This is a genomic window from Chroogloeocystis siderophila 5.2 s.c.1 (assembly GCF_001904655.1).
Classification (GTDB): Bacteria; Cyanobacteriota; Cyanobacteriia; order Cyanobacteriales; family Chroococcidiopsidaceae; genus Chroogloeocystis; species Chroogloeocystis siderophila.
In genome coordinates this window covers 162,844-182,931 of sequence record NZ_MRCC01000012.1, presented here as the reverse complement: position 1 = coordinate 182,931, position 20,088 = coordinate 162,844, and the positions used below count along the sequence as shown (strand labels likewise).

Below are 20,088 nucleotides of genomic sequence, written 5' to 3'. Positions count from 1 at the left end.
GTTCATCCTTTTTTTCTAGCGCACCAACGCTTTTTTCTCAACTGCGTAACTCCTGAAGTAATAGACAAGAGGACTGAAAATCCTCGTGTCGTAGAAATCCCTTTTATTGAAGGGACTAAATTGAAACCTTACTCTAGCATTAACTGTGATTCTATCTCTTGAGTTGTATTCACCTCTTTGACTAGATGTTCTTCAGTAGTAAAAGGCTCAAAGGCTGCTTGCTGCGTTTCTAGTAAATCTATAGTTGCATCTGCAATGTCACCCGTGCGTGAAGACAAGCGATCGCGTAGTACCTCGATTGGTGCTGTACAGTGGATAATTTGTAGTGGTAATTGTTGCGCTTGTGCAGAGGCGATCGCTTCATGGCGCAGGGAAATGCGATCATACTTCGCGTCTAAAATCACCGTGTAACCTTGAGTTGCCAACATCAAACCCAAATCTAACAACCGCGCATAGGTTTTTTGCGTCATCTCGGTTGTATAAACTTCATCTCCACCGCGTTCTAATAAGGGAATTCCTGCTAAATGCTTGCGCACAGCATCCGAACGAATGTGAACTGCTTTGGTGTTACGCGCTAACTGGCGTGCGACAGTACTTTTACCCGAACCAGATAACCCTGACATCAAAATCAGTTTACCTTGACGTGGTTTTGTATATTCCCACGCTAATTTGTAGTAAGCCGCAGCGGTTTTTGCAGCTTCCTGTTTGACTGTTTCTGGTACGCCAGGATCGTCAAGTAAGAAAGAATTAACCTTAGCACGGACATAAGATTGACGGCTGAGATATAACGGCAATACCTGTAAGCCTTCCCAATCACCTGTTTGTTCGATATAAGTATTTAAATACGCATTACCTAAGTTTGGACGCTGTAACATTTCTAATTCCATGACTGCATAGGCAATATCAAACATGACATCGACAAAGCGAAACGGCTCATTAAACTCAATGCAGTCAAAAAGTAAAATCTTGTCATGCCATAAACAAATATTGCGTAAGTGCAGATCGCCGTGACACTCACGAATCCAGTCATTCGCAATTCGATCGCTAAATAATTGCTGACGCTGCGCAAAAAAGTTGTCTGTATATTTTTTCGTTTCCTCAAACTGCGATCGCGTTTGAGGACCACCAATATACTTTACAGTCTGGTCATAATTTTCATCAATTGATTGGCGTACTTGCTCAACTTCACCAAACTTGCGAATATAATCATTTGTAGCCGTTTGCGCGTGGTATTGTGCGACAACGCGTCCTAGTTCTTCCATACGAGCTTCATCAAGTTCGCCCCGCTCAAACATCGAGAGAAATAGTGCCTCTTGGGGAAATTGTCGCATTTTCAGCACGTACTCAACAGGCTTTCCCACACCACCAAGATGATACTGCTCTTCTTGCGTAATGGGTAAAACTTCTAGATAAATTTCCCCTGCACCTCTTTGATTCAACCGCAACTCTTCCTGACAAAAATGCTGTCGCAGTTCCAAGGTTGAGTAGTTCAAAAAACCGAAATTCACAGGCTTTTTGAGTTTGTAGGCGTAATCACCTGTGAGTAGCACATAAGATACATGAGTTTGAATTAGTTCGATTGGTTCTTTTACCGGATGCGGATAAAACTCCGGTTGCATCATTTGTTGAATTAAAGCAGGAAGTAAAGTATGAGATGCCATTTTAAGTTTTAGATTTTAGATTTTTGTTTTAGCTTACTAGTAGAAACCGCAGCGATACAGGTGAGAGGATAATTGAGAAGATTTAATCATGTGGTATTTGCCCTCTAAATTCCTACAAGCAGGGAACTTCAACTTTAGAAGGCCTCAGGATTGAAAAGCCAAATTCGCACTTAGGGGTTTATTCTGTTGTAGGAACTAGCGGCGAGCAAGGGGATGGTTTGAACAACCCCGTTTACTCCTTTCGAGACATCCTCTAAAGCCGATGCTTAAATCATTTTTGTATTAGTCCACGCACCATCTGGACTTTGTTCGTTAAGCGGCGACTATAGTTGCCAGGTTAATTATAAATAAAAGACCAGAGGAATATTCTGGTCTTACACGATAGTAAACTGTAATCGGAGTGAACGGTACACTGCATTCCGCGGTCAGAATTAACCGCCCGTTTCAGCGTCGGTTTGTGGTTCTTTCTGTTCGGCTTCAGATGCTTGTGCTGTCGCAATTTCTGCATCAGCTGCGGCTTCTTGGGCTTCAATAATTTCTGGTGTAATTTGTGGTGCTAAGACAGAAACGACAGCATCGTTAGTTTCGCTTACCAAGGAAACACCTTCGGGTAAGACTAACTCTCGAAGATACAGCACGTCTCCCATATTCATATTAGAGACGTCAATTTCAATGGTTTCAGGAATGCGATCGGGAGCGCAACGAACTTGGATATGCGTCAAAACTGTATCTAGCGCACCACCTTCTATTTTCACCCCAGGTGCTTCGCCGACAAAGTGTAGTGGCACTTCTACCTCTACAGTATCTTGGGCTGCAACCGAGAAGAAACTCAGGTGATAAGGAAATCTTTTAGTCGGGTGGCGTTGAACTTCCCGTAGGAGCGCTTTACCGCGCCAGGGCAGATCGCTAATATTTAACTGAATCAGTGTGTTGTTGACTGAAGCTTGTTTTAACAGCGTTTCTACTGCTTTTGCTTCTAAGGTAAGATGAATTGACTCTGTACCGTTGTGACCGTACAAATTGGCAGGAATTAAACCTGAACGACGTAGAGCGTTTGGCTTACTACCTTCTGCTCTTTTTTTTCCTTCGACTGTGATTTCCATACTGCTAAAAGTAACAAGCGATAAACGGTAAATTTTGAATCTTAAAAAGCTTTTTTCGACTTACACTTCCGTAACGACAGGAGTGCCATTCGCATGAAGTAAAGCACGTTTGGGACCGTGAATTGGGTCTTCCACAATGATAGTTTGTTCGCGGCTAGCGCCTAAAGAAACGATCGCAATCGGAACTTCCATCAACTCGGCTAAGAATTTCAAGTAGTCGAGCGCTTGCGGTGGTAAGTCTTCTAACGAGCGACAATTGACGGTTGAGTGTTTCCAACCTGGCATTGTTTTATAAATGGGACGACACCGTGCAAACCGACGGGCGTTGTGAGGAAAATCCTTACATTTTTCTCCATCAACTTCGTACGCAACACAAACTTTGATTTCGTCTAGTTCATCCAGAACATCTAGTTTTGTAATTGCGAGACAATCCATACCGTTGACGCGAACCGCATAACGTCCGATCACCGCATCAAACCAACCGCAACGCCGACGCCGCCCAGTGGTTGTGCCAAATTCTGCGCCGCGATCGCACAGTAACTCACCAATTTTGCCGTTGAGTTCTGTTGGAAATGGTCCTTCACCGACGCGTGTCGTGTACGCTTTGGCGACTCCAATCACGCGATCAATCATTGTTGGTCCTACACCAGTACCGACACAAGCCCCACCAGCAACAGGATTTGAGGAAGTGACGTAAGGATAGGTCCCATGATCCAAATCGAGCAATGTCCCTTGCGCGCCTTCAAACAAGATATTGCGACGTCGTTGAATCGCATCGTAGATCTTGAGCGATGTATCTACTACATGAGGACGCAAGCGTTCTGCATATTCTAGATACTGGTCAATGACTTCTTCTGCATCTAAAGGCGGTAGGTTGTAAAGCTTCTCTAAAATGGCATTTTTATAGCTAATTGCCCAATGCAGTTGTTTGCGCAACCCCGTAGGATTCATCAAATCAATGATGCGAATTCCTGTCCTCTCAGACTTATCCGCATACGTTGGACCAATTCCTCGCCCTGTTGTCCCAATTCTATGATCGCCTCGGCGTTCTTCGGATGCTTGATCGATCAGCCGATGATACGGCATCGTGACATGGGCTGTTTCTGAAATCAGCAGATTTTGGGTGGAGATGTTGAGGCTTTCTAACTGGTCGAGTTCTTTAATCAACACCTGCGGGTCAATTACAGTACCACAGCCAATGATGCATTCAGTGTCAGGGTATAAAATTCCCGAAGGAATCAAATGCAACTTGAAAGTTTGACCCTGAACTACAAGTGTGTGTCCGGCATTGACACCCCCTTGGTAGCGTACAACAATGTCAGCCGATTTGCTGAGCAGATCCGTGATTTTTCCTTTTCCTTCGTCGCCCCACTGAGCGCCGATCACTATGACGTTAGCCAAGGTTTATGTAAGTTAGCTAAGGTTTTCACACAAACTCTAATTTATAGCAAAATACTTGCAGTATGTCAATATTTTAATGCTACAAAGTCATAGTTATAGTTTAACGCTGTTGCTGATTAAGAAGATTTTTGAGATTTAGGCATATTGACAGAGATTCTCGTTATAGCCTTATCTTTTTTAGGAAAATTATTGAAACTATATCGCAAATAATTTCTGCTGAGTGATTGTTGCTCATGTTCATAGGGCGTCTAAGAAGATGTCTTTCGCGGAGACAAGCTTCTTTAGAGCTTGCCAAGATTTTGCAATAAAACTAAAGATTTATTCAAAGCTCTACTCAAGTCTACGATTTCTGTGTGAGGAAACACTATGAACCCCTTAAAAAATGCGATTTTCATCGCAACACCAGTTGCGATCGCAGTCATTCGACCTGCGCGCCGATGTTGTGCAAGTGACTGGGATACAGCTAAATCCGACAGATAAGGTTGTCGCACTAGAGTGGGTCTATGTCGAGAATTGCTAGAACTGGGAATTCAACCTGCAGGAGTTGCTGATATTGCTGGCCATAACAAATATGTGAATATTGCGCCAAAGTTAGTCGATTCAGTTGTTGAAGTCGGGACACACCAAGAACCAAATCTAGAGGCGATCGCTAAAATCAAACCTGATTTAATTTTAGGTGTGCAGCAGCGCCACGCAGGAATTTATCAAACGCTATCTTCTATTTCTAAAACAATGCTATTTAATCCTTACCCAGAAATTAACGCAGGAAGTCAACTTGCACAGATGCAGCAAAATTTCTAGAAGTTGCCTGCATATGTCAAAGAACCTCGGTAGGCGAGTCAGTTTTAGAAACGAAGATGCTTGGCTTTTTGGCGGTCTATTGCCTGCGCAGATACTAGCACAAGAAGCGGTTGCGGCTTTACAGCAAGTTTCCAATGGCTAAAAGCTTACATCATCGCCTTCAAATCACAGATTCTGCCTAAAATTGCCAATTTGAAGATTATTGTTAAGATTAATTAATAACTTGTATTGTTAATTTTAATCAAGATCATGGCATTATATGCAGAATTGCATCGGCATTTGGGAGGTTCGGTAGTACCGCGTGTACTGTGGCGCTACTTTCAACGTCATTCAACCAATCTAGGACAAAAATTTCCTGAGTATCAAGAGTTTGAAGAGTTTTATACAAAACCGCGCAACACACTCGATGAGTATCTAGAACTCCATACACTGGTAGAAAGCGTACAAAGCGTAGAGACATTGCCATATTTTATTTATCGCTTGATGCGTGGTGCTTATATCTTTGAGAACCTTGCTTATTTAGAATTGCGCTACACGCCTTACTTGCGTACGCCCGACCATTTGAGTCAATCAGAGCGCATTGACCAGATGGCAGAAATTGTAGCAGTTGTCGGGAAAGCAAGTCGAGTGCCAGAGTATCCAATCGTCACAAGTCAAATTCTGTGTATGCACTCGCGACTTCCGTATGAGGTAAATAAGGCGATTGTGAATTTGGCGGTTCAAAGTCGAGATTATGTTTGTGCGATCGATGTAGCGGGGGGTGATACTCACTACAAAGAAAGACTTGACGAGTTTATCGCATTGTATGATTATGCGCGATCACTCAATCTCAATACAACTGGACATCTTTACGAAACAACAGATGGTTGTTATCCCGAGTTATTGCCTTATTTGATGCGCATCGGACACGGCATTCAAATTCCTCTAAGCCATCCAGAATTACTCAGTGAATTAGCACGACGCAACCAATGTCTCGAAGTTTGCCCAACAACTTATCTTAAAACGGGAACTCTAGAAGACCTGCGACAGCTTAAGATTGTGTTTGACCGCTGTTTTGATGCAGGAGTTGATATTGCAATTTGTACTGACAACGCTGGATTACATAATGTTCGCTTACCTTTTGAGTACGAGAATTTACTGACGCAAGATATTATTGATTTCCAGCAGTTGAAAGCTTGTCAAAATGCAGCTTTTCGTCATGCATTTGCTTGGCCTTATGGTTCGCAACCTCCAGCGTCATTGTTACATGGATTACTGCAACCTGAAGCACCCGCTTTGGCGGAATCTGTCAGTAATTAGCAATTCAATAAAATTACTGTAGTAGAGGTCAGGTTATAAACTCTAGTTAGGAAAGTCACTCTTCTACAATGACCTAACTCTCTTGACTAGAGCTATAAATCAAGCGATCGCATCTTGCAAGTAAATTGAGGATGCTGTCCCCATACAGGGCTTTGGCAAAGTCCTATTTATGATATTTAGTAGTACTATAGACTTGACTATATAAGACGTGGTGTCTCACTGTCCTGAGTAGCGATCGCTTGAAATCGATTTATGTGAACAAAATATTGTGTCTCTGCAACTCATGAACTGGTAATTAGCTTAATGAGCAATAGTCAGCTATCAGATGTATTTTTAGTGTTTAGCAGAACTTGATACGAGATAATTTTAATGCTTAAAACTTAAAATAAAAACCCCCTTATTTCATTTATATTTGATAGTCTAAATTGAGGAGTTCAACAGTGAATAATTATAGCGCTTTTGCTCATTTAATTTTAAATTAATTCTAATAAAACTCCAAAATATTTGTACGGTAATCATCCCCATATTATTAAGTGAGTCAAAAGTGAACGGTAAACCGGAGTTAAACCCCGGTGCCTGCTTTCACCGCATTCCGCGGTCACAATACTTAATTATAAAATATCTACCTGGTTACATCCTATACAAATCGTGGAGCAAGCGAGTGTGACTTGCAGCAAAGTATTCGACAGTAGTAACTTAATAAATTAATTGCTTTTTAAGCTGGTTGATAATGGATATTAAAAATAATCTTGCTCCATGAGGATTCTGATAGTCGAAGACGATCTTAGCCTTGCCGAAATTTTAGCAACAGCACTGATTGAGCAGCGGTATGTAGTAGATACGGTAAGTGATGGGGAAGCCGCTTGGCAACAAGTCAAAACGGTTACATACGATCTCATTGTTATGGATATGATGCTTCCCAAACTTGATGGTATTAGCCTATGTAGGCGGCTACGTTCTCAAAGCTATGGGATTCCAGTACTGATGCTAACTGCTTTAAATAATATTGCAGATAAAGTCACAGGGTTAGACGCAGGGGCTGATGATTACGTGATCAAACCAGTAGACTTACAAGAATTATTTGCGCGGATTCGCGCGCTACTGCGGCGAGGAAGTGCGCAGACGCCACCAATTTTAGAGTGGGATGGGTTGCGGCTAGATCCTAGTACATATGAAGTAACCTACGAAGAAAAACCTTTGTACTTGACACCCAAAGAGTATAGTCTTCTAGAAGTGCTCTTACGCAATGGAAGACGCGTTGTTAGTCGTAGTGCCATCATTGAACACGTTTGGTCTTTGGAAGACCCGCCAGAAGAAGATACTGTCAAAGCGCATATCAAGACTCTCCGTCAAAAGCTGAAGTCTGTAGGCGCTGCAAGCGATTTCATTGAAACCGTTCACGGTGTCGGCTATCGCCTTAGACAACCCTCGCTACATCAATAAATGCTGTCACTGCACAGCCTATTAACAAAATGTTAAGTTCTTTATACTAAGCTGATTTTTTATGAAGTTGGGGAACTTTTCTGAAGAATACCCGATTTCTTCACGATTTCTTCTCCCTTTTCTTCACGCCTAGCTTGTAGATTGAGTATTTAAGTCAGGTGATTGGCTGTTCATCAAAGCTAAAATCTCCTCATTGCCCTTCTATATGATGCAACTGGGTTAACCCCTACATGCCTCTAGCGGTTAGCCCAGAATGCTTTCTCTCAAGATTTTCACATTGACACGATATTAAACTCAGGAAACTTACCCTACAATCTCGAACCTACGCGATCGCTATTGTCAAACCAGAACTTGAGGATCTGCTTACCTATACATTAGGGAGCAAATATATGAAATTACTAGATGACGCTAACAGCAACCACGTTGAACTAGATTGGTGGGTAGAAGTTACGACTACTCAACCGAATGTCATTTATTACTTTGGACCTTTTGCGAGTAGACAGGAAGCACAATCGTTTTTACCTGGATATATTGAGGATATAGAACAAGAAGGCTGTCAAGAAATTTGCGTTCAAGTGCTGCAATGTCAACCTACAGAATTAACAGTTGAAGAACAGATTTTAGTGGCTAGTGGCTAGTGATGAATGAGAGTTAGAGGCGCAAGAATCAGAAGAACCGATTTGCATAAAACTTCTTGACGAGATTCTTTGACAAGCTAGTTCAGCAGCAAGTTGTATGGCGGCTTTCATGCTAGTAGCATCGGCAATTCCTTTGCCTGCAATATCAAATGCTGTGCCATGATCCGGTGAAGTCCGGATAAAAGGAAGACCGATTGAGGTATTTACCGCACGGTCAAAAGCAAGTTGTTTGACAGGAATTAAGCCCTGATCGTGATACAGCGCTAGATAAGCGTCCGCAGCGATTGCTGTGCCGATTTTACCATACCAAGCTTGACTTGGTTTTACCCACATTGTATCTGGTGGTATGGGACCATCTAATTGAATTTTGGGGCGATCGCATCTTTCTTTTTCCAGCCAAGGAATCAGCCAGTCTTGTTCTTCGCGTCCGAGTTGTCCTGACTCTCCACTATGCGGATTTAATCCAGCGATCGCAATTCTTGGTTGTGCTATGCCGAAATCGTGCTGTAAACACTCCACGAGTAAATCTAATTTACTCGTCAGAAGTTCTGGTGTGAGCGTATCCGCAACTTGACGCAGAGGAATGTGTGTTGTTGCAAGTAATGTTCTTAATGTCCAATTTGTGTGGGGCGATCGCGCGACAAACAACATTCCGTATTTTGTCACATCTGCAAGCTCAGCGAGTAACTCGGTTTGCCCAGGATAATTGTAGCCTGCGGCTTTCCAAGCAGATTTCGCAATGGGGCCTGTGACGATCGCATCAAATTCACCGCTTTTTGTACGGGCGATCGCGGCTTGCATATAAGCAAAACTTGCTGCTCCACTCGCTGCATTGCCGATTCCTGTAGTGATAGTATCTTCAGTGTTAATATCTAAAATTTTTAATTTTTCTGGATTTGCAAAATTGTCACGACAACACTGACATAACTGTTCGTAAGTTTTGGTGAGTTGCGCCTGACTTCCAACAACTGTGACATCGTAGCTTTGCGCAAATTCTGGTTCGGCTAAAGCCTTTAAAATCACTTCTGGTCCTACACCAGCCGGATCGCCCAAAGTCAAAGCCAAACGCGGACGTTCTTCTACATAAAGCGAATTCTGCAACAAAGACATTTTTTATAGAAAAGCCTCTAGATGATTGCGTATAAGTCAATAAACAAGCAGAGTTATGTCACCGAACTGATTTAAAATACTTTACACTAGTCTAGATTTTTCTCAGAAAGAGACTGACTCTTGCCTGAGTGTGGACTTCTTTATACTAGTTTACTGAAATTGATTTAGCGAAGGAGAATCGTCGTTATGAGCGAGATGTTTACAGCAACCATTTTGTGCCTCACCTTGATCCCTGTTGGCATCGTTTTGGGTTTTCTCTTGCTCAAAATTCAGGGAGGTGAAGAAAGCGAATTATAGAGGAGTAAGTGGTTAGTGGCTAGTGGTTAGTGGCTAGTGATTAGTGTCAAGAGTGGCTAACAACTAGTAACTAGCAACGAGTAACTCGTTCTTCCCTCGCTTAAAAATCCTCAATCTATTGTAAAGTTTTTTAATATAATGGATTCTGATAGGATTTTATTAATAAAAGTTTAAGATTCATTACTAATCCCTCATGACTATATTAGTTGTCGGTGCTACTGGCACCTTGGGAAGACAAGTAGTTCGCCGTGCTCTCGATGAGGGGTATAAGGTACGCTGTCTTGTAAGAAATCCTAAGAAAGCCACTTTTTTAAAAGAATGGGGTGCTGAACTGGTAGCTGGTAATTTGTGTTATCCAGATACCTTACCTCCGGCGCTTACAGGAATAACAGCGATTATCGATGCAGCTACGGCTCGCGCTACAGACTCGCTGAGTATCAAACAAGTCGATTGGGACGGGAAAGTCGCGCTCATTCAAGCGGCTAAAGCCGCTGGTGTCGAACGTTATGTATTCTTCTCGCTGATAGACGCGGACAAGCATCCTGATGTCCCACTTATGGAAATCAAGCGATGTACTGAGCTCTTTTTAGCCGAAGCCGACTTAAACTACACTATTTTGCAACTCTGTGGCTTTATGCAGGGGTTGATTGGGCAATACGCAATTCCGATTTTGGAAGGACAAGCCGTATGGATTACCGGCGAATCTTCACCGATCGCCTACATGGATACGCAAGATATTGCTAAATTCGCGGTTCGCGCCCTATCCGTTCCCGAAACAGAAAAACAAACTTTTCCGGTAGTGGGGACTCGTACTTGGAGTGCGGAAGAAATTATTAGTTTATGCGAACGACTATCTGGCAAAGAAGCACGCATTACGCGAATGCCAATCAACTTGTTACGGACAATGCGCCGAGTACTCCGCTTTTTCCAATGGGGTTGGAACGTTGCTGATCGCTTAGCGTTTACCGAAGTCTTAGCAAATGGCAAACCTTTGGATGCTCCTATGGATGAGGTTTATCAAGTTTTTGGGTTAGATCCAACAGAAACCACAACCTTGGAAAGCTATATGCAAGAGTACTTTGCCAGAATTTTGAAGAAGTTACGAGAACTCGATTACGAAAAAACAAAAACAAAAAAGAAGCAAACTTCCAAGAAAACGCCGTTTAAGAGTTAGAGAGGAGCGAGTGAATAGTGGCTAGTGCGTGAGTTTTGAATTTAAGTATTTTCTTAGCTCAGTACTTCACAACTCAACATCCATAACTCTCTTCAAGAAACCCTCGCCTCTTGAGCAAAAATGTGCAAGGATCTAGCTAATAGTAAGCATTGCGGAAATCTGGACTTGTAGCGTGCCGAAAGCGGGCATTATTTACAACGACGTTAAGCCGATCGCCGGTCGTGTTGCTAACGAACTGAAAGACAAGCTCATCGCAGCGGGTTGGGAAGTTTGTGCAACAACTGGTATCGGGGGGATTTTGGGTTACTCGAACCCAGAAAGTCCGGTGTGTCATACACCGATTGAAGGTCTTACCCCACCTGGTTTTGATGCGGAAATGAAATTTGCTATTGTCCTCGGAGGCGATGGCACAGTTTTAGCTGCTTCCCGTTTAGTGGCTCCTTGTGGCGTTCCGATCCTGACGGTAAATACAGGACACATGGGGTTTTTAACCGAAGCTTATGTCAATCAATTACCGCTAGTTATGGAACAAGTCATGGCGGGAAAATATGAGATTGAAGAACGGGCGATGTTAGCCGTTAAGGTCTTGCGTCGCGGGAAATCAGTTCTCTGGGAAGCGTTGTGTTTGAATGAGATGGTACTGCACCGCGAACCTTTGACGTGTATGTGCCATTTTGAAATTGCGGTGGGACATCACGCGCCCGTAGATATTGCCGCAGATGGTGTCATTGTCTCAACTCCCACTGGTTCAACGGCGTATTCATTGAGTGCGGGAGGACCTGTGGTAACACCAGGAGTTCCCGTATTACAGCTAGTTCCCATTTGTCCGCATTCGCTTGCGTCACGCGCGCTCGTCTTTGCTGATACTGAAACTGTGACAATTTCGAGTGCGAGTACTGATCGGTTAGTGATGGTGGTTGATGGAAATGCTGGTTGCTACGTTTTTCCTGAGGATCAGGTGCAATTAGGGCGATCGCAATACTCCGCGCGATTTATCCGCCTGCAATCACCGGAGTTCTTTCGGATTTTGCGCGAAAAGTTAGGTTGGGGGCTACCGCATATTGCCAAGCCAACTTCGGTCGAGTTGCCTTAAAAGTGGGCAATTTTTATAAGGATATGAATATAATTAAGTGTTCATACTTAGTTTCGCTGTGTGATAACTGAGCTATGACCAAATGCAATCCTTCATTCCTGGATAGCGGCTTATGAGTACGGTAGAGGCTGAACGCAGTCCATGTGTTTTATTAGTCGAAACTGATGAGACGTTGGCAGAGCAAGTGAGCCTTGACTTACAAGAATCAGGCTATGAAGCTGTGATCGCGCCTGACGTTTACAGCGGGATGCAATACTCGCGAGAAATCCAGCCAGCTTTGATTGTGGTAGACCGAATGCTGGCTGGAGAATCAGGGCTAGAGTTATGTACTCATCTACGCAAAGCAGGCGCGCGCATACCGGTATTAGTCTTGATGGCACGAGATACCGTTGACGATCGCGTAGCTTGTCTAGAAGCGGGTGCTGATGACTATTTTCTCAAACCTTACCGCTCTGAAGAATTTTTACAGATGGTGCGCCTCTATCTACAACCAGAAACAGGCTTAACCGAACAATTACGCTTTGGCGATCTTGTCTTAGATTTAGCAACGCGCCGCGCCATTCGTCATGGCAAAGCGTTGGATCTGACAATGAAAGAGTTTGAACTGCTCAAGTATCTGATGGAACATCCGCGTGAAGTTCTAACTCGCGAACAAATTCTAGAAAATGTTTGGGGTTATGATTTCATGGGTGAATCGAATGTTATCGAAGTTTATATTCGTTATTTACGCCTTAAGATAGAAGACGAAGGTCACAGACGCTTAATCCAAACTGTGCGGGGTGTCGGCTATGTTTTACGAGAATCGTAATTAGGGAACTCTGACGAAGGAGAACCACTCAAAAGCTATGAACGCAAATGCTGGGAGTTATTAAATAGTGAGTCGTGGTTCTGCTGTCCTTGGAATCATTTTAGGAACTATGATGCTGGGTTGTGCAACGCCAACGCCCGCAGTATCGCCAACAGTAACACCTCTGGCGCAACAATCTGTGAATGTTGGTCAAAATCTTCCTATAACTGCTACAGTAACGATTGCAGGACGTAAAATTAATCTGGAAGTAGCGCGGACACCTCAAGAACAAGCCACTGGCTTGATGTATCGCGACACCATAGCCGACGATCGCGGAATGCTGTTTGTCTTTGAACCGGCGCGCCCTGTCGGTTTTTGGATGAAAAATGTGCGATTTCCGCTTGATATGATTTTTTTAGAAAATGGACGCGTGAAAGCGATCGCACCCGCTGTACCACCTTGTCAAGCTGAACCCTGTCCGACGTATGGTCCCGAAACACCCGTCAACCAAGTCATAGAACTGCGTGGGGGACGCGCCGCTGAACTCGGAATTCGCGTCGGCGATCGCCTCGATATTCGATTTTTAGACTCGCAAACTCTAAACAAGCAACTTTCTTTTACCACATCGTTTGCAATAAAGGGGGAAATCCCCCAGAAAAATTGTAGTGATTTGAGGTTGAGTAGGGTAATATAGCCCTAGTCAATAAAGTTAGGACATCTAGCACGCTAAGTTGCTAGTTGACAGTTGACAAAGTCTTTCCACACTCTGTTCACTGTCAACTGATGTCTGACCTCTGACCTCCGACTCCTGCTATATTTGATAGATTTGATAGAAAAATAAAATTATTGCGGCGATCATTCTTATTGTGTAGAGCGTTACAATTCAAAAAATATTAAATTCGCACGAGTCAAGCCCTGCTCAGTCTTTTGGGAGAATAAAATCCTGTAGCTAATATCCTCCTTGTAATAGGTGAACAATATTGCTGCACTAAAGTAAAAATAGTTCTAATAAATTTTGTTTTTTCTGGAGCAAACTACGAAAATTAGCAAGTTGCGCTAAAATTCTATTCCATGTCGTTATTTGTACTCTTCATATGTCAGGGAAACTCATAAAAGTCAGTTTCACCGTCAAGTAGAGTTAGCAAGTTACCAGTGGTATCAGGACAGAAAAAACTGGCTAGTCAGTACTAGCTGATCGTATGACGAATAACTCAAACTTAAACTTATTTACAACGGAAGGTGAAACAATGTCACCAGCAAACTACTCTAAATTCATTGACTTTCTTCAAAAAGATTTATCGATATCCGCTGCTTCGATTGATGTCGCATTACGCCATCGCGAACAAGATCCAGGTCCGTTACCTATGATTTTGTGGCAGTATGGCTTGGTTACGTTAGACCAACTTAACCAAATCTACGATTGGTTGGAAAGCGCAGTAGTATAGGAACGCGCAAATATGACAAATCGCCAAATGCTAGTTCAAATATGTCTAGACACGCAAGTTGTGCGTAGGCAATAATAGTGAAAGGAGACAGAACAATGTATTGGCAATACATAGAGCGGGTATTACCCGCTCTTTTGATTTTAAATTGCCATGCCTTTAGCACTTCATTAGACTTCTTGCATGAATCACAAACGCCCTCTGACTTCAGTCAGGGGCTACTCAAGCAAAGTGTACGAAAGTACACTGAAGCAAGACTTTTATCAATAAGTTCACACATTCATGCAGGAGGTTTATTCTACGATTGAGCAAAAACTCTTGCAGCCGCAGCCACACCTGCACCAGGCGTAAAGTTTTCATAACCAAGTTCGTGCATGACAACTTCGAGTGCTGAAATCGCACTGAGAATATCGCGATCGCTGACAAAGCCTAAATGCCCGATACGGAAGATTTTATTACTGAGGTGATCTTGTCCGCCAGCTAAAGCAATATCAAAATGCTTTTTCATAATCGCACGCACCTGATCCGCTGCAATTCCTGCGGGTGCTACCGCAGTAATGGCAGGACTTCCACAATCATCACTCACAAACAAAGGTAGATTTAAGCCTTTAATTCCCGCACGTGTTGCCTGCATCAATCGTTGATGGCGGGTGAAGATGCCGTCTAATCCTTCTTGCTTCATCATCCGCAGTGTAGCGTGTAAAGCAAAGATCATATTAACGGGTGGTGTAAACGGAGTTGTGTTTTTCGCAGTTGCTTTGCGATATTTACCTAAATCGAGGTAGTAGCGGGGTAGTTTCGCAGTTTTGTAGGCTTCCCAAGCTTTCGGGCTAACCGCAACAATTCCCAACCCTGGGGGAATCATATAACCTTTTTGCGAACCAGAACCAACAACGTCTAAACCCCAAGCATCCATTGGCACATTAACTGCACCAAGGCTTGTGACTGCATCTACAATAATCAGCGCTTCACCATGATTTTTAACATGGCGGTTAATTGTTTCTAGGTCATTAAGTACGCCTGTTGATGTTTCGCTGTGGGTAACGACGACAGCTTTGATTTGTTTTTCTTTGTCAGCTTCGAGTTTTTCTGCAAACGCCTGAGGATCGAGGGGTTGTCCCCACTCAGCAGTAATTCTTTCGACATTCAAGCTATAAGCTTCACCCACTTCCGCCCAGCGTTCGCCAAACTTACCGTTACAACCGACTAAAATGCGATCGCCAGGACTCAAAAAATTAATCATTCCGGCTTCGACTGCACCTGTCCCGCTGGTTGTCAGCAGCATGACATCGCTTTGCGTTTGGTGCAGCCACTTGAGGTTTTCTGTCACCTCTGCCAGAATGTTGCTAAATTCACTGGTACGATGACCAATGGGGTGCTTGGCTAACGCGAGTAGCGCCGCCTCTGGTACCGGCGTGGGACCAGGAATCATCAGCATCAGCTTGTCTTGCATTGTTGTCCTACTGTTGTGCGAAGAGTTAGGGGTTTCTCTAGGATTGCACAAGTTGAATAGCTTGTACGATTTTGGGAAATTTTTTGATTATACCTGGAAAAGTGCGATCGCGGATACAGCTACTGTGCAGAGGAGCAAAAGAAGGGTGCTACTTTAGAAAAGGTGGTAAATCTACTTTAGATGCGTGCTTTGCAGGTGTAGGTAAAGTTGATGCAACTTCTTGTGTTTTTTGTGTTATTGATTGCACCGTTGTTAATAAATGGTTAAGTTCAAATAATCGGTCTGGTAAAAGTCTTTCTATCACTTCTTTTAGTTCGAGCGCCAGCGTCACACTTGCCAAATACTGCTCTTTCCAATAATGTACAGCAGCGACATACTCGCCAACCTGTTGCGATTGCTGGATAATTTGTTCTTGAAGAATCGCAGTTTGCTGCAGAGTTTGATGTGATTTCTCTTGTTGCAATTGCACTTGCGATTGTTGCTGCTGCAATTTGCTGATGACTTGCTTCTGTAAGTTGGCGATTTCCTCGACTGCGGCTAGCTGTGCTTCGAGTAAAGCTTGAGTTTTCAACTTTCTGCGCAATTCTGCTAGATACGTCAATGACTGTTCTAACGCTCGTTCCAGCTGATGAATGCGATTCGATTGTTTTTGCTCGATTTGATTATCAAAAGGGGATATGTCGTTACCGCTATTCGTTGCGATCGCGTGTAAGTAACGCTCTGACTGATGCGCTAAATCACTATGTATCAAATCTTGCTCTAACACGCTAGTTCTCCCTTCGATTGGGCTAACTGTCTGGTTTTTGATAAGCACCATCGTAGGATTTTATTTTAGTCAATGCCTAAAATTTATGCGATGTACGTACTATACATTTAGGCAGAAAATAAATCGGTCTACGCACCATCTAAACTTTGTTAATCTAGCAGCAAAGTCATTCGCTCGCATTTTCACTGAGGAGATTGCTTGTGAAGCAGTTAAACACCCACATTGAAATCAATGCTTCGGCTAGCAAAGTTTGGAAAATCTTGACCGACTTTGATAGCTATCCACAATGGAACCCGTTTATTCGTGTTGTGAGAGGTGAGGTAAAGCAAGGAGCAAGGTTAGAAGTGCAACTACAACCACCAGGGGGAACCCCGATGACATTTCGCCCTAAAGTTTTGGTCGCTGAACCTGAACGAGAACTGCGTTGGTTAGGACGGTTACTTGTACCAGGAATTTTTACTGGCGAACATTGTTTTCAAATTGAGCCGCGAGATCGCGATCGCATTCGATTTATCCACAGCGAAGTTTTTTCAGGGTTACTCGTTCCCTTTTTAGCAAACAGCTTAGACACCAACACTAAAAGTGGTTTTGAAAAGATGAATCAAGCACTCAAAGCACGCGCAGAAAAATAAAGTAGTCTACAGAGGTGGATTTTGTTGATTTAGGAGCGAATTTATTCGCCAAAAGTTTTGAGATCGTTTCTTGTGTAAGTCCTCATCTAATTTATTGATTCAGTGACCACCGTGATTCAATTGCAATCTGTGACTGCTGACAACTTTCTTCTAGCTGCTTCTGTTGCGCGGCGGCTTTACGTAGGGTAATGATTAGCTGATTCACCTGTTCGCGCAAAGTTGGATTTTGACTTGCTGCGGATAGTGTTTGTTGTTCTAATAACTGCAACAAGAGTTCGTAGTGAATCGGAGAGGGAAGGGGAATTGTCTGCATAAAAAATTGACTTAATTGCAGGCGCTCTTGTTACTGAATTTTGCTCCAGATTCAGAGCGCCATTAATGACTAGATAGTAAATAGAGTGGTGATCGCCGCTTGCGGATCGCTTTGCTTTACCAAAGATTCGCCAATGAGCACCGCTGCTGCACCTGCACAAGCGACAACTTGTAGATCTGCGGGTGTATGCAATCCTGACTCGCTGACGGCTAAGATATTCCGCGATCGCAATTCTTCGCCGCGTGCTTCTAGCAATGCACAAGTTGTCTGTAAATCTACGGTAAAATCTTCTAAATCGCGATTATTTATACCAATTAATCGGATACCATCAATTGCCAAAACGCGGTCAAGTTCCTCTAAGGTGTGAACTTCGACTAATACTGCCATTTTTAAAGCAGTTGCAATTTTAACAAAGTATTGTAAATCTTGATCGCTCAGAATTGCGGCAATCAACAGCACGGCATCCGCACCCCGAATACGCGCCATATACATTTGATACGGGTAGATAATGAAGTCTTTGCACAAAAGTGGTAAATCTACCGCAGCGCGAATTAAGGCAAGATTGTTAAAACTGCCTTGAAAGAACTTTTCATCAGTCAGTACTGAAAGACAGCTAGCACCACCTTGGGCATAAGATTGCGCGATCGCCACAGGGTCAAAATCTTCGCGAAAGACGCCCTTACTTGGTGAAGCTTTTTTTACCTCGGCAATGAGTGCAGGTGTTGTTTTTCCTTGACGCAACGCACCAATAAAATCACGTGTTGGTGGTGCAGCAAGGGCTTTACGCTGAAGTTCGACTAAAGGAAGCTTTTCACGCAGTTGCTCGACTTCAGTTTCTTTATGCCAGACAATTTTTTCTAAGATATTTTGTGGCTCAGCATCAGGAATAGCAACTTGATAGCGCAAGCTTTTCACATCAACTGATGGATTAGGTGGACGACGACGAATTTGCATATTAGGTAATTGGTAACAGGTCATTAGTAATAGGTAACTGGTCATTAGAAAAATACTTAACTAAGAATCACCCATTACCTATTACCGATTCGCATTTTACTCAAGCAATGGCACGCTTATATGCTTCATCCAGCACTTCTGAAAGTGTGGGGTGGGCGTGGACGAGATGTGCTAAAGAATAAACAGATTGACGGTTAGCGATCGCGGCGGAAGCTTCGTGAATTAAATCTGAGGCGTGCATTCCGATGATATGAACGCCGAGGACTTCGCCCGTATCTTTACGATACACGACCTTTGCGATACCGTCAGCTTCACCTTCTGCGAGGGCTTTAGAATTCCCTTTGAAGTATGTACGAACTGCACTCACTTCAAATCCTTGTTCTTTACCCATATCTTTCGCCGCAGTTTCGGTCATTCCTACGTAGCTAATTTCAGGGTGCGTAAACGCGGCGGCGGGGATACTGCGATAGTCGATTTCTTGGTGTCTTCCGCAGATATTTTCAACGGCGACGATACCTTGTGCAGAAGCCGCGTGCGCTAACATCATTTTGCCGTTCGCGTCGCCAATTGCCCATAAATGTGGTGTGGGTTCACCCGCAGATAAAACTGCCATGCGATCGTCTACAGGAATAAAGTTGCGGCGATCAAGTTCGACACCCACCGAATCTAACCCAAGGTTTTGCGTGACTGGGATGCGTCCGGTAGCTACCAAGCAAGCATCAACCTCAATGATATCCACGTCTTCTTTCGTTTTGAAGTCTGCAAGTTCAATGACGACAGGAGAACCAGGAATGACGCGCTTTGCGTAAATTCCCACATACGTTTCGATATCGCGGGGTGTAATTAATATCCGTTCAGCTAATTTGGCAATATCGCGGTCAAATCCTGGCATCAGTTGGTCTAGGGCTTCAATCATTGTAATTTCACACCCTAGCGCTGAGTACACATCAGAAAATTCTAGCCCAATATAGCCGCTACCAATAATTGCCACCCAATCCGGAAGTGATTCTAACTTGACACCTTGGTCGCTTGTAAAGACTGTTTTGCCGTCTACTTCAATTCCTGGTGGAACAAATGGGACAGAACCAGGCGAAAGAATAATATCTTTGGCTGTAACAGTTTTTTCGCCGTTGTCAGTAGCGATCGCAACTTTTTGCTGTCCGGCGACTTTACCCCAACCGCGAATGATCTCAACACCGAGACGTTTGAGGCTATTTGTCAAATCACCTTGAATCTTGCTGACTAAGTTATTTGCATGATCCGCGATCGCTGCGCGGTCAAACGCCACATCCCCAACATGAATTCCCAAAGCTTTGAGATGATGCGCATTGCGTAATTCTCGCACGCGACCAGCAGCAGCAAGTAGTGCTTTTGAAGGAATACAACCCCGATTGACGCAGGTTCCACCCATATCCGCTGCTTCGACAATGGCGGTTTTCAATCCACAACTGACCGCGTGTAAAGCCGCACCATGTCCGCCGACTCCAGCGCCAATAATGACTAAATCGTAATCAAATGCTTCCTGACTCACCGCAGGTCTCCTCAAAGCGTGCGCGTTACTCTAACTTATTCTCAACTCGACTCCGCAATCAATGCAAGTCTTTTTTTTGGTTTCCGCTTGCGGGAAGATTATCTGTCAATCTTAAAGTCTTGTGTTTGTCCTAAGTTCTAGTATATAAGTTTGTCTTAGTTACACTGGCTGTGCATGAACTCTAAGCGAT

The 20,088-nt window shown here is 43.5% G+C and carries 22 protein-coding genes; 13 read left to right on the top strand and 9 right to left on the bottom strand.

Going from position 1 to position 20,088, the window contains the following annotated elements; all coding sequences use genetic code 11:
* Positions 1–128 precede the first annotated feature (128 nt).
* The 3 genes from NIES1031_RS15685 to NIES1031_RS15675 form a co-directional block, all read right to left on the bottom strand.
* Complete coding sequence (locus NIES1031_RS15685) at positions 129–1,661, bottom strand: bifunctional aminoglycoside phosphotransferase/ATP-binding protein (protein ID WP_073550455.1); 1,533 nt, start codon at positions 1,659–1,661, stop codon at positions 129–131.
* Between the two features lie 431 nt (positions 1,662–2,092).
* Entirely contained in the window at positions 2,093–2,764 is a 672-nt protein-coding gene (locus NIES1031_RS15680; protein WP_073550454.1) for a 50S ribosomal protein L25/general stress protein Ctc, read from the bottom strand.
* Between the two features lie 60 nt (positions 2,765–2,824).
* On the bottom strand, positions 2,825–4,165 hold the full coding sequence (locus NIES1031_RS15675; protein WP_073550453.1) for an adenylosuccinate synthase: 1,341 nt from the start codon (positions 4,163–4,165) through the stop codon (positions 2,825–2,827).
* 382 nt (positions 4,166–4,547) lie between these two features.
* Between NIES1031_RS15675 and NIES1031_RS24435 the strand changes: the two genes are divergently transcribed.
* From NIES1031_RS24435 to NIES1031_RS15650, 6 genes are all read left to right on the top strand, one after another.
* Positions 4,548–4,685 carry a hypothetical protein gene (locus tag NIES1031_RS24435; protein WP_178378157.1) on the top strand — a complete coding sequence of 46 codons (138 nt, stop codon included), beginning with the start codon at positions 4,548–4,550 and terminating at the stop codon, positions 4,683–4,685.
* Positions 4,661–4,966 (top strand): ABC transporter substrate-binding protein, encoded by a 306-nt coding sequence (locus tag NIES1031_RS26250; protein WP_073550451.1) that lies wholly within the window; start codon positions 4,661–4,663, stop codon positions 4,964–4,966. Before NIES1031_RS24435 ends, NIES1031_RS26250 begins: the two co-directional genes overlap by 25 nt.
* 13 nt (positions 4,967–4,979) lie before the next feature.
* Positions 4,980–5,108, top strand: a complete 129-nt coding sequence (locus tag NIES1031_RS26075) for a hypothetical protein (RefSeq protein WP_269086017.1) — start codon at positions 4,980–4,982, stop codon at positions 5,106–5,108.
* Positions 5,109–5,215: 107 nt separating this feature from the next.
* Entirely contained in the window at positions 5,216–6,265 is a 1,050-nt protein-coding gene (locus NIES1031_RS15660) for an adenosine deaminase (protein WP_073550450.1), read from the top strand.
* A 756-nt stretch (positions 6,266–7,021) separates the two neighbouring features.
* Positions 7,022–7,708, top strand: coding sequence for a response regulator transcription factor (locus NIES1031_RS15655; protein ID WP_073550449.1), 687 nt, complete (start codon positions 7,022–7,024; stop codon positions 7,706–7,708).
* A 389-nt stretch (positions 7,709–8,097) separates the two neighbouring features.
* A complete protein-coding gene (locus NIES1031_RS15650; RefSeq protein WP_073550448.1) occupies positions 8,098–8,346 on the top strand; it encodes a DUF1816 domain-containing protein in 249 nt (82 codons plus the stop codon).
* On the opposite strand, the gene pdxA is transcribed toward NIES1031_RS15650, so the two are convergent.
* Entirely contained in the window at positions 8,329–9,456 is a 1,128-nt protein-coding gene (gene pdxA / locus NIES1031_RS15645; protein ID WP_073550447.1) for a 4-hydroxythreonine-4-phosphate dehydrogenase PdxA, read from the bottom strand. The two genes, NIES1031_RS15650 and pdxA, sit on opposite strands and share 18 nt — an antisense overlap.
* A gap of 177 nt (positions 9,457–9,633) precedes the next feature.
* On the opposite strand from pdxA, the gene petM reads away from it, so the two are divergent.
* From petM to NIES1031_RS15615, 6 genes are all read left to right on the top strand, one after another.
* Positions 9,634–9,753: a cytochrome b6-f complex subunit PetM gene (gene petM / locus NIES1031_RS15640; RefSeq protein ID WP_407919503.1), complete on the top strand. Its 120-nt coding sequence runs from the start codon at positions 9,634–9,636 to the stop codon at positions 9,751–9,753.
* 193 nt (positions 9,754–9,946) lie between these two features.
* A complete protein-coding gene (locus NIES1031_RS15635; protein WP_073550445.1) occupies positions 9,947–10,927 on the top strand; it encodes an SDR family oxidoreductase in 981 nt (326 codons plus the stop codon).
* Between the two features lie 172 nt (positions 10,928–11,099).
* Positions 11,100–12,020 carry an NAD(+) kinase gene (locus NIES1031_RS15630; protein ID WP_073550444.1) on the top strand — a complete coding sequence of 307 codons (921 nt, stop codon included), beginning with the start codon at positions 11,100–11,102 and terminating at the stop codon, positions 12,018–12,020.
* A 112-nt stretch (positions 12,021–12,132) separates the two neighbouring features.
* Positions 12,133–12,828: a response regulator transcription factor NblR gene (gene nblR, locus NIES1031_RS15625; RefSeq protein ID WP_073550443.1), complete on the top strand. Its 696-nt coding sequence runs from the start codon at positions 12,133–12,135 to the stop codon at positions 12,826–12,828.
* A gap of 109 nt (positions 12,829–12,937) precedes the next feature.
* Entirely contained in the window at positions 12,938–13,501 is a 564-nt protein-coding gene (locus NIES1031_RS15620; protein WP_236738860.1) for a DUF192 domain-containing protein, read from the top strand.
* 553 nt (positions 13,502–14,054) lie between these two features.
* Positions 14,055–14,252, top strand: a complete 198-nt coding sequence (locus NIES1031_RS15615) for a DUF2949 domain-containing protein (RefSeq protein WP_041919208.1) — start codon at positions 14,055–14,057, stop codon at positions 14,250–14,252.
* A 295-nt stretch (positions 14,253–14,547) separates the two neighbouring features.
* Here the strand turns inward: NIES1031_RS15615 and NIES1031_RS15610 are convergent, their stop codons facing one another.
* Both NIES1031_RS15610 and NIES1031_RS15605 read right to left on the bottom strand, forming a co-directional pair.
* Positions 14,548–15,702 carry a pyridoxal-phosphate-dependent aminotransferase family protein gene (locus tag NIES1031_RS15610; RefSeq protein WP_073550442.1) on the bottom strand — a complete coding sequence of 385 codons (1,155 nt, stop codon included), beginning with the start codon at positions 15,700–15,702 and terminating at the stop codon, positions 14,548–14,550.
* A 148-nt stretch (positions 15,703–15,850) separates the two neighbouring features.
* Positions 15,851–16,519 (bottom strand): hypothetical protein, encoded by a 669-nt coding sequence (locus tag NIES1031_RS15605; RefSeq protein WP_073550441.1) that lies wholly within the window; start codon positions 16,517–16,519, stop codon positions 15,851–15,853.
* A gap of 149 nt (positions 16,520–16,668) precedes the next feature.
* Here NIES1031_RS15605 and NIES1031_RS15600 point away from each other — a divergent pair, with 149 nt between their 5' ends.
* Positions 16,669–17,100, top strand: coding sequence for an SRPBCC domain-containing protein (locus tag NIES1031_RS15600; protein ID WP_073550440.1), 432 nt, complete (start codon positions 16,669–16,671; stop codon positions 17,098–17,100).
* Between the two features lie 91 nt (positions 17,101–17,191).
* Here NIES1031_RS15600 and NIES1031_RS15595 read toward each other — a convergent pair whose 3' ends face one another.
* The 3 genes from NIES1031_RS15595 to lpdA all read right to left on the bottom strand — a co-directional run bounded on the left by NIES1031_RS15595 (position 17,192) and on the right by lpdA (position 19,898).
* Positions 17,192–17,413, bottom strand: coding sequence for a DUF5340 domain-containing protein (locus NIES1031_RS15595; RefSeq protein ID WP_015189543.1), 222 nt, complete (start codon positions 17,411–17,413; stop codon positions 17,192–17,194).
* Between the two features lie 69 nt (positions 17,414–17,482).
* A complete protein-coding gene (gene trpC / locus NIES1031_RS15590) occupies positions 17,483–18,367 on the bottom strand; it encodes an indole-3-glycerol phosphate synthase TrpC (RefSeq protein WP_073550466.1) in 885 nt (294 codons plus the stop codon).
* Positions 18,368–18,467: 100 nt separating this feature from the next.
* Entirely contained in the window at positions 18,468–19,898 is a 1,431-nt protein-coding gene (gene lpdA / locus NIES1031_RS15585; RefSeq protein WP_073550439.1) for a dihydrolipoyl dehydrogenase, read from the bottom strand.
* Positions 19,899–20,088 lie beyond the last annotated feature (190 nt).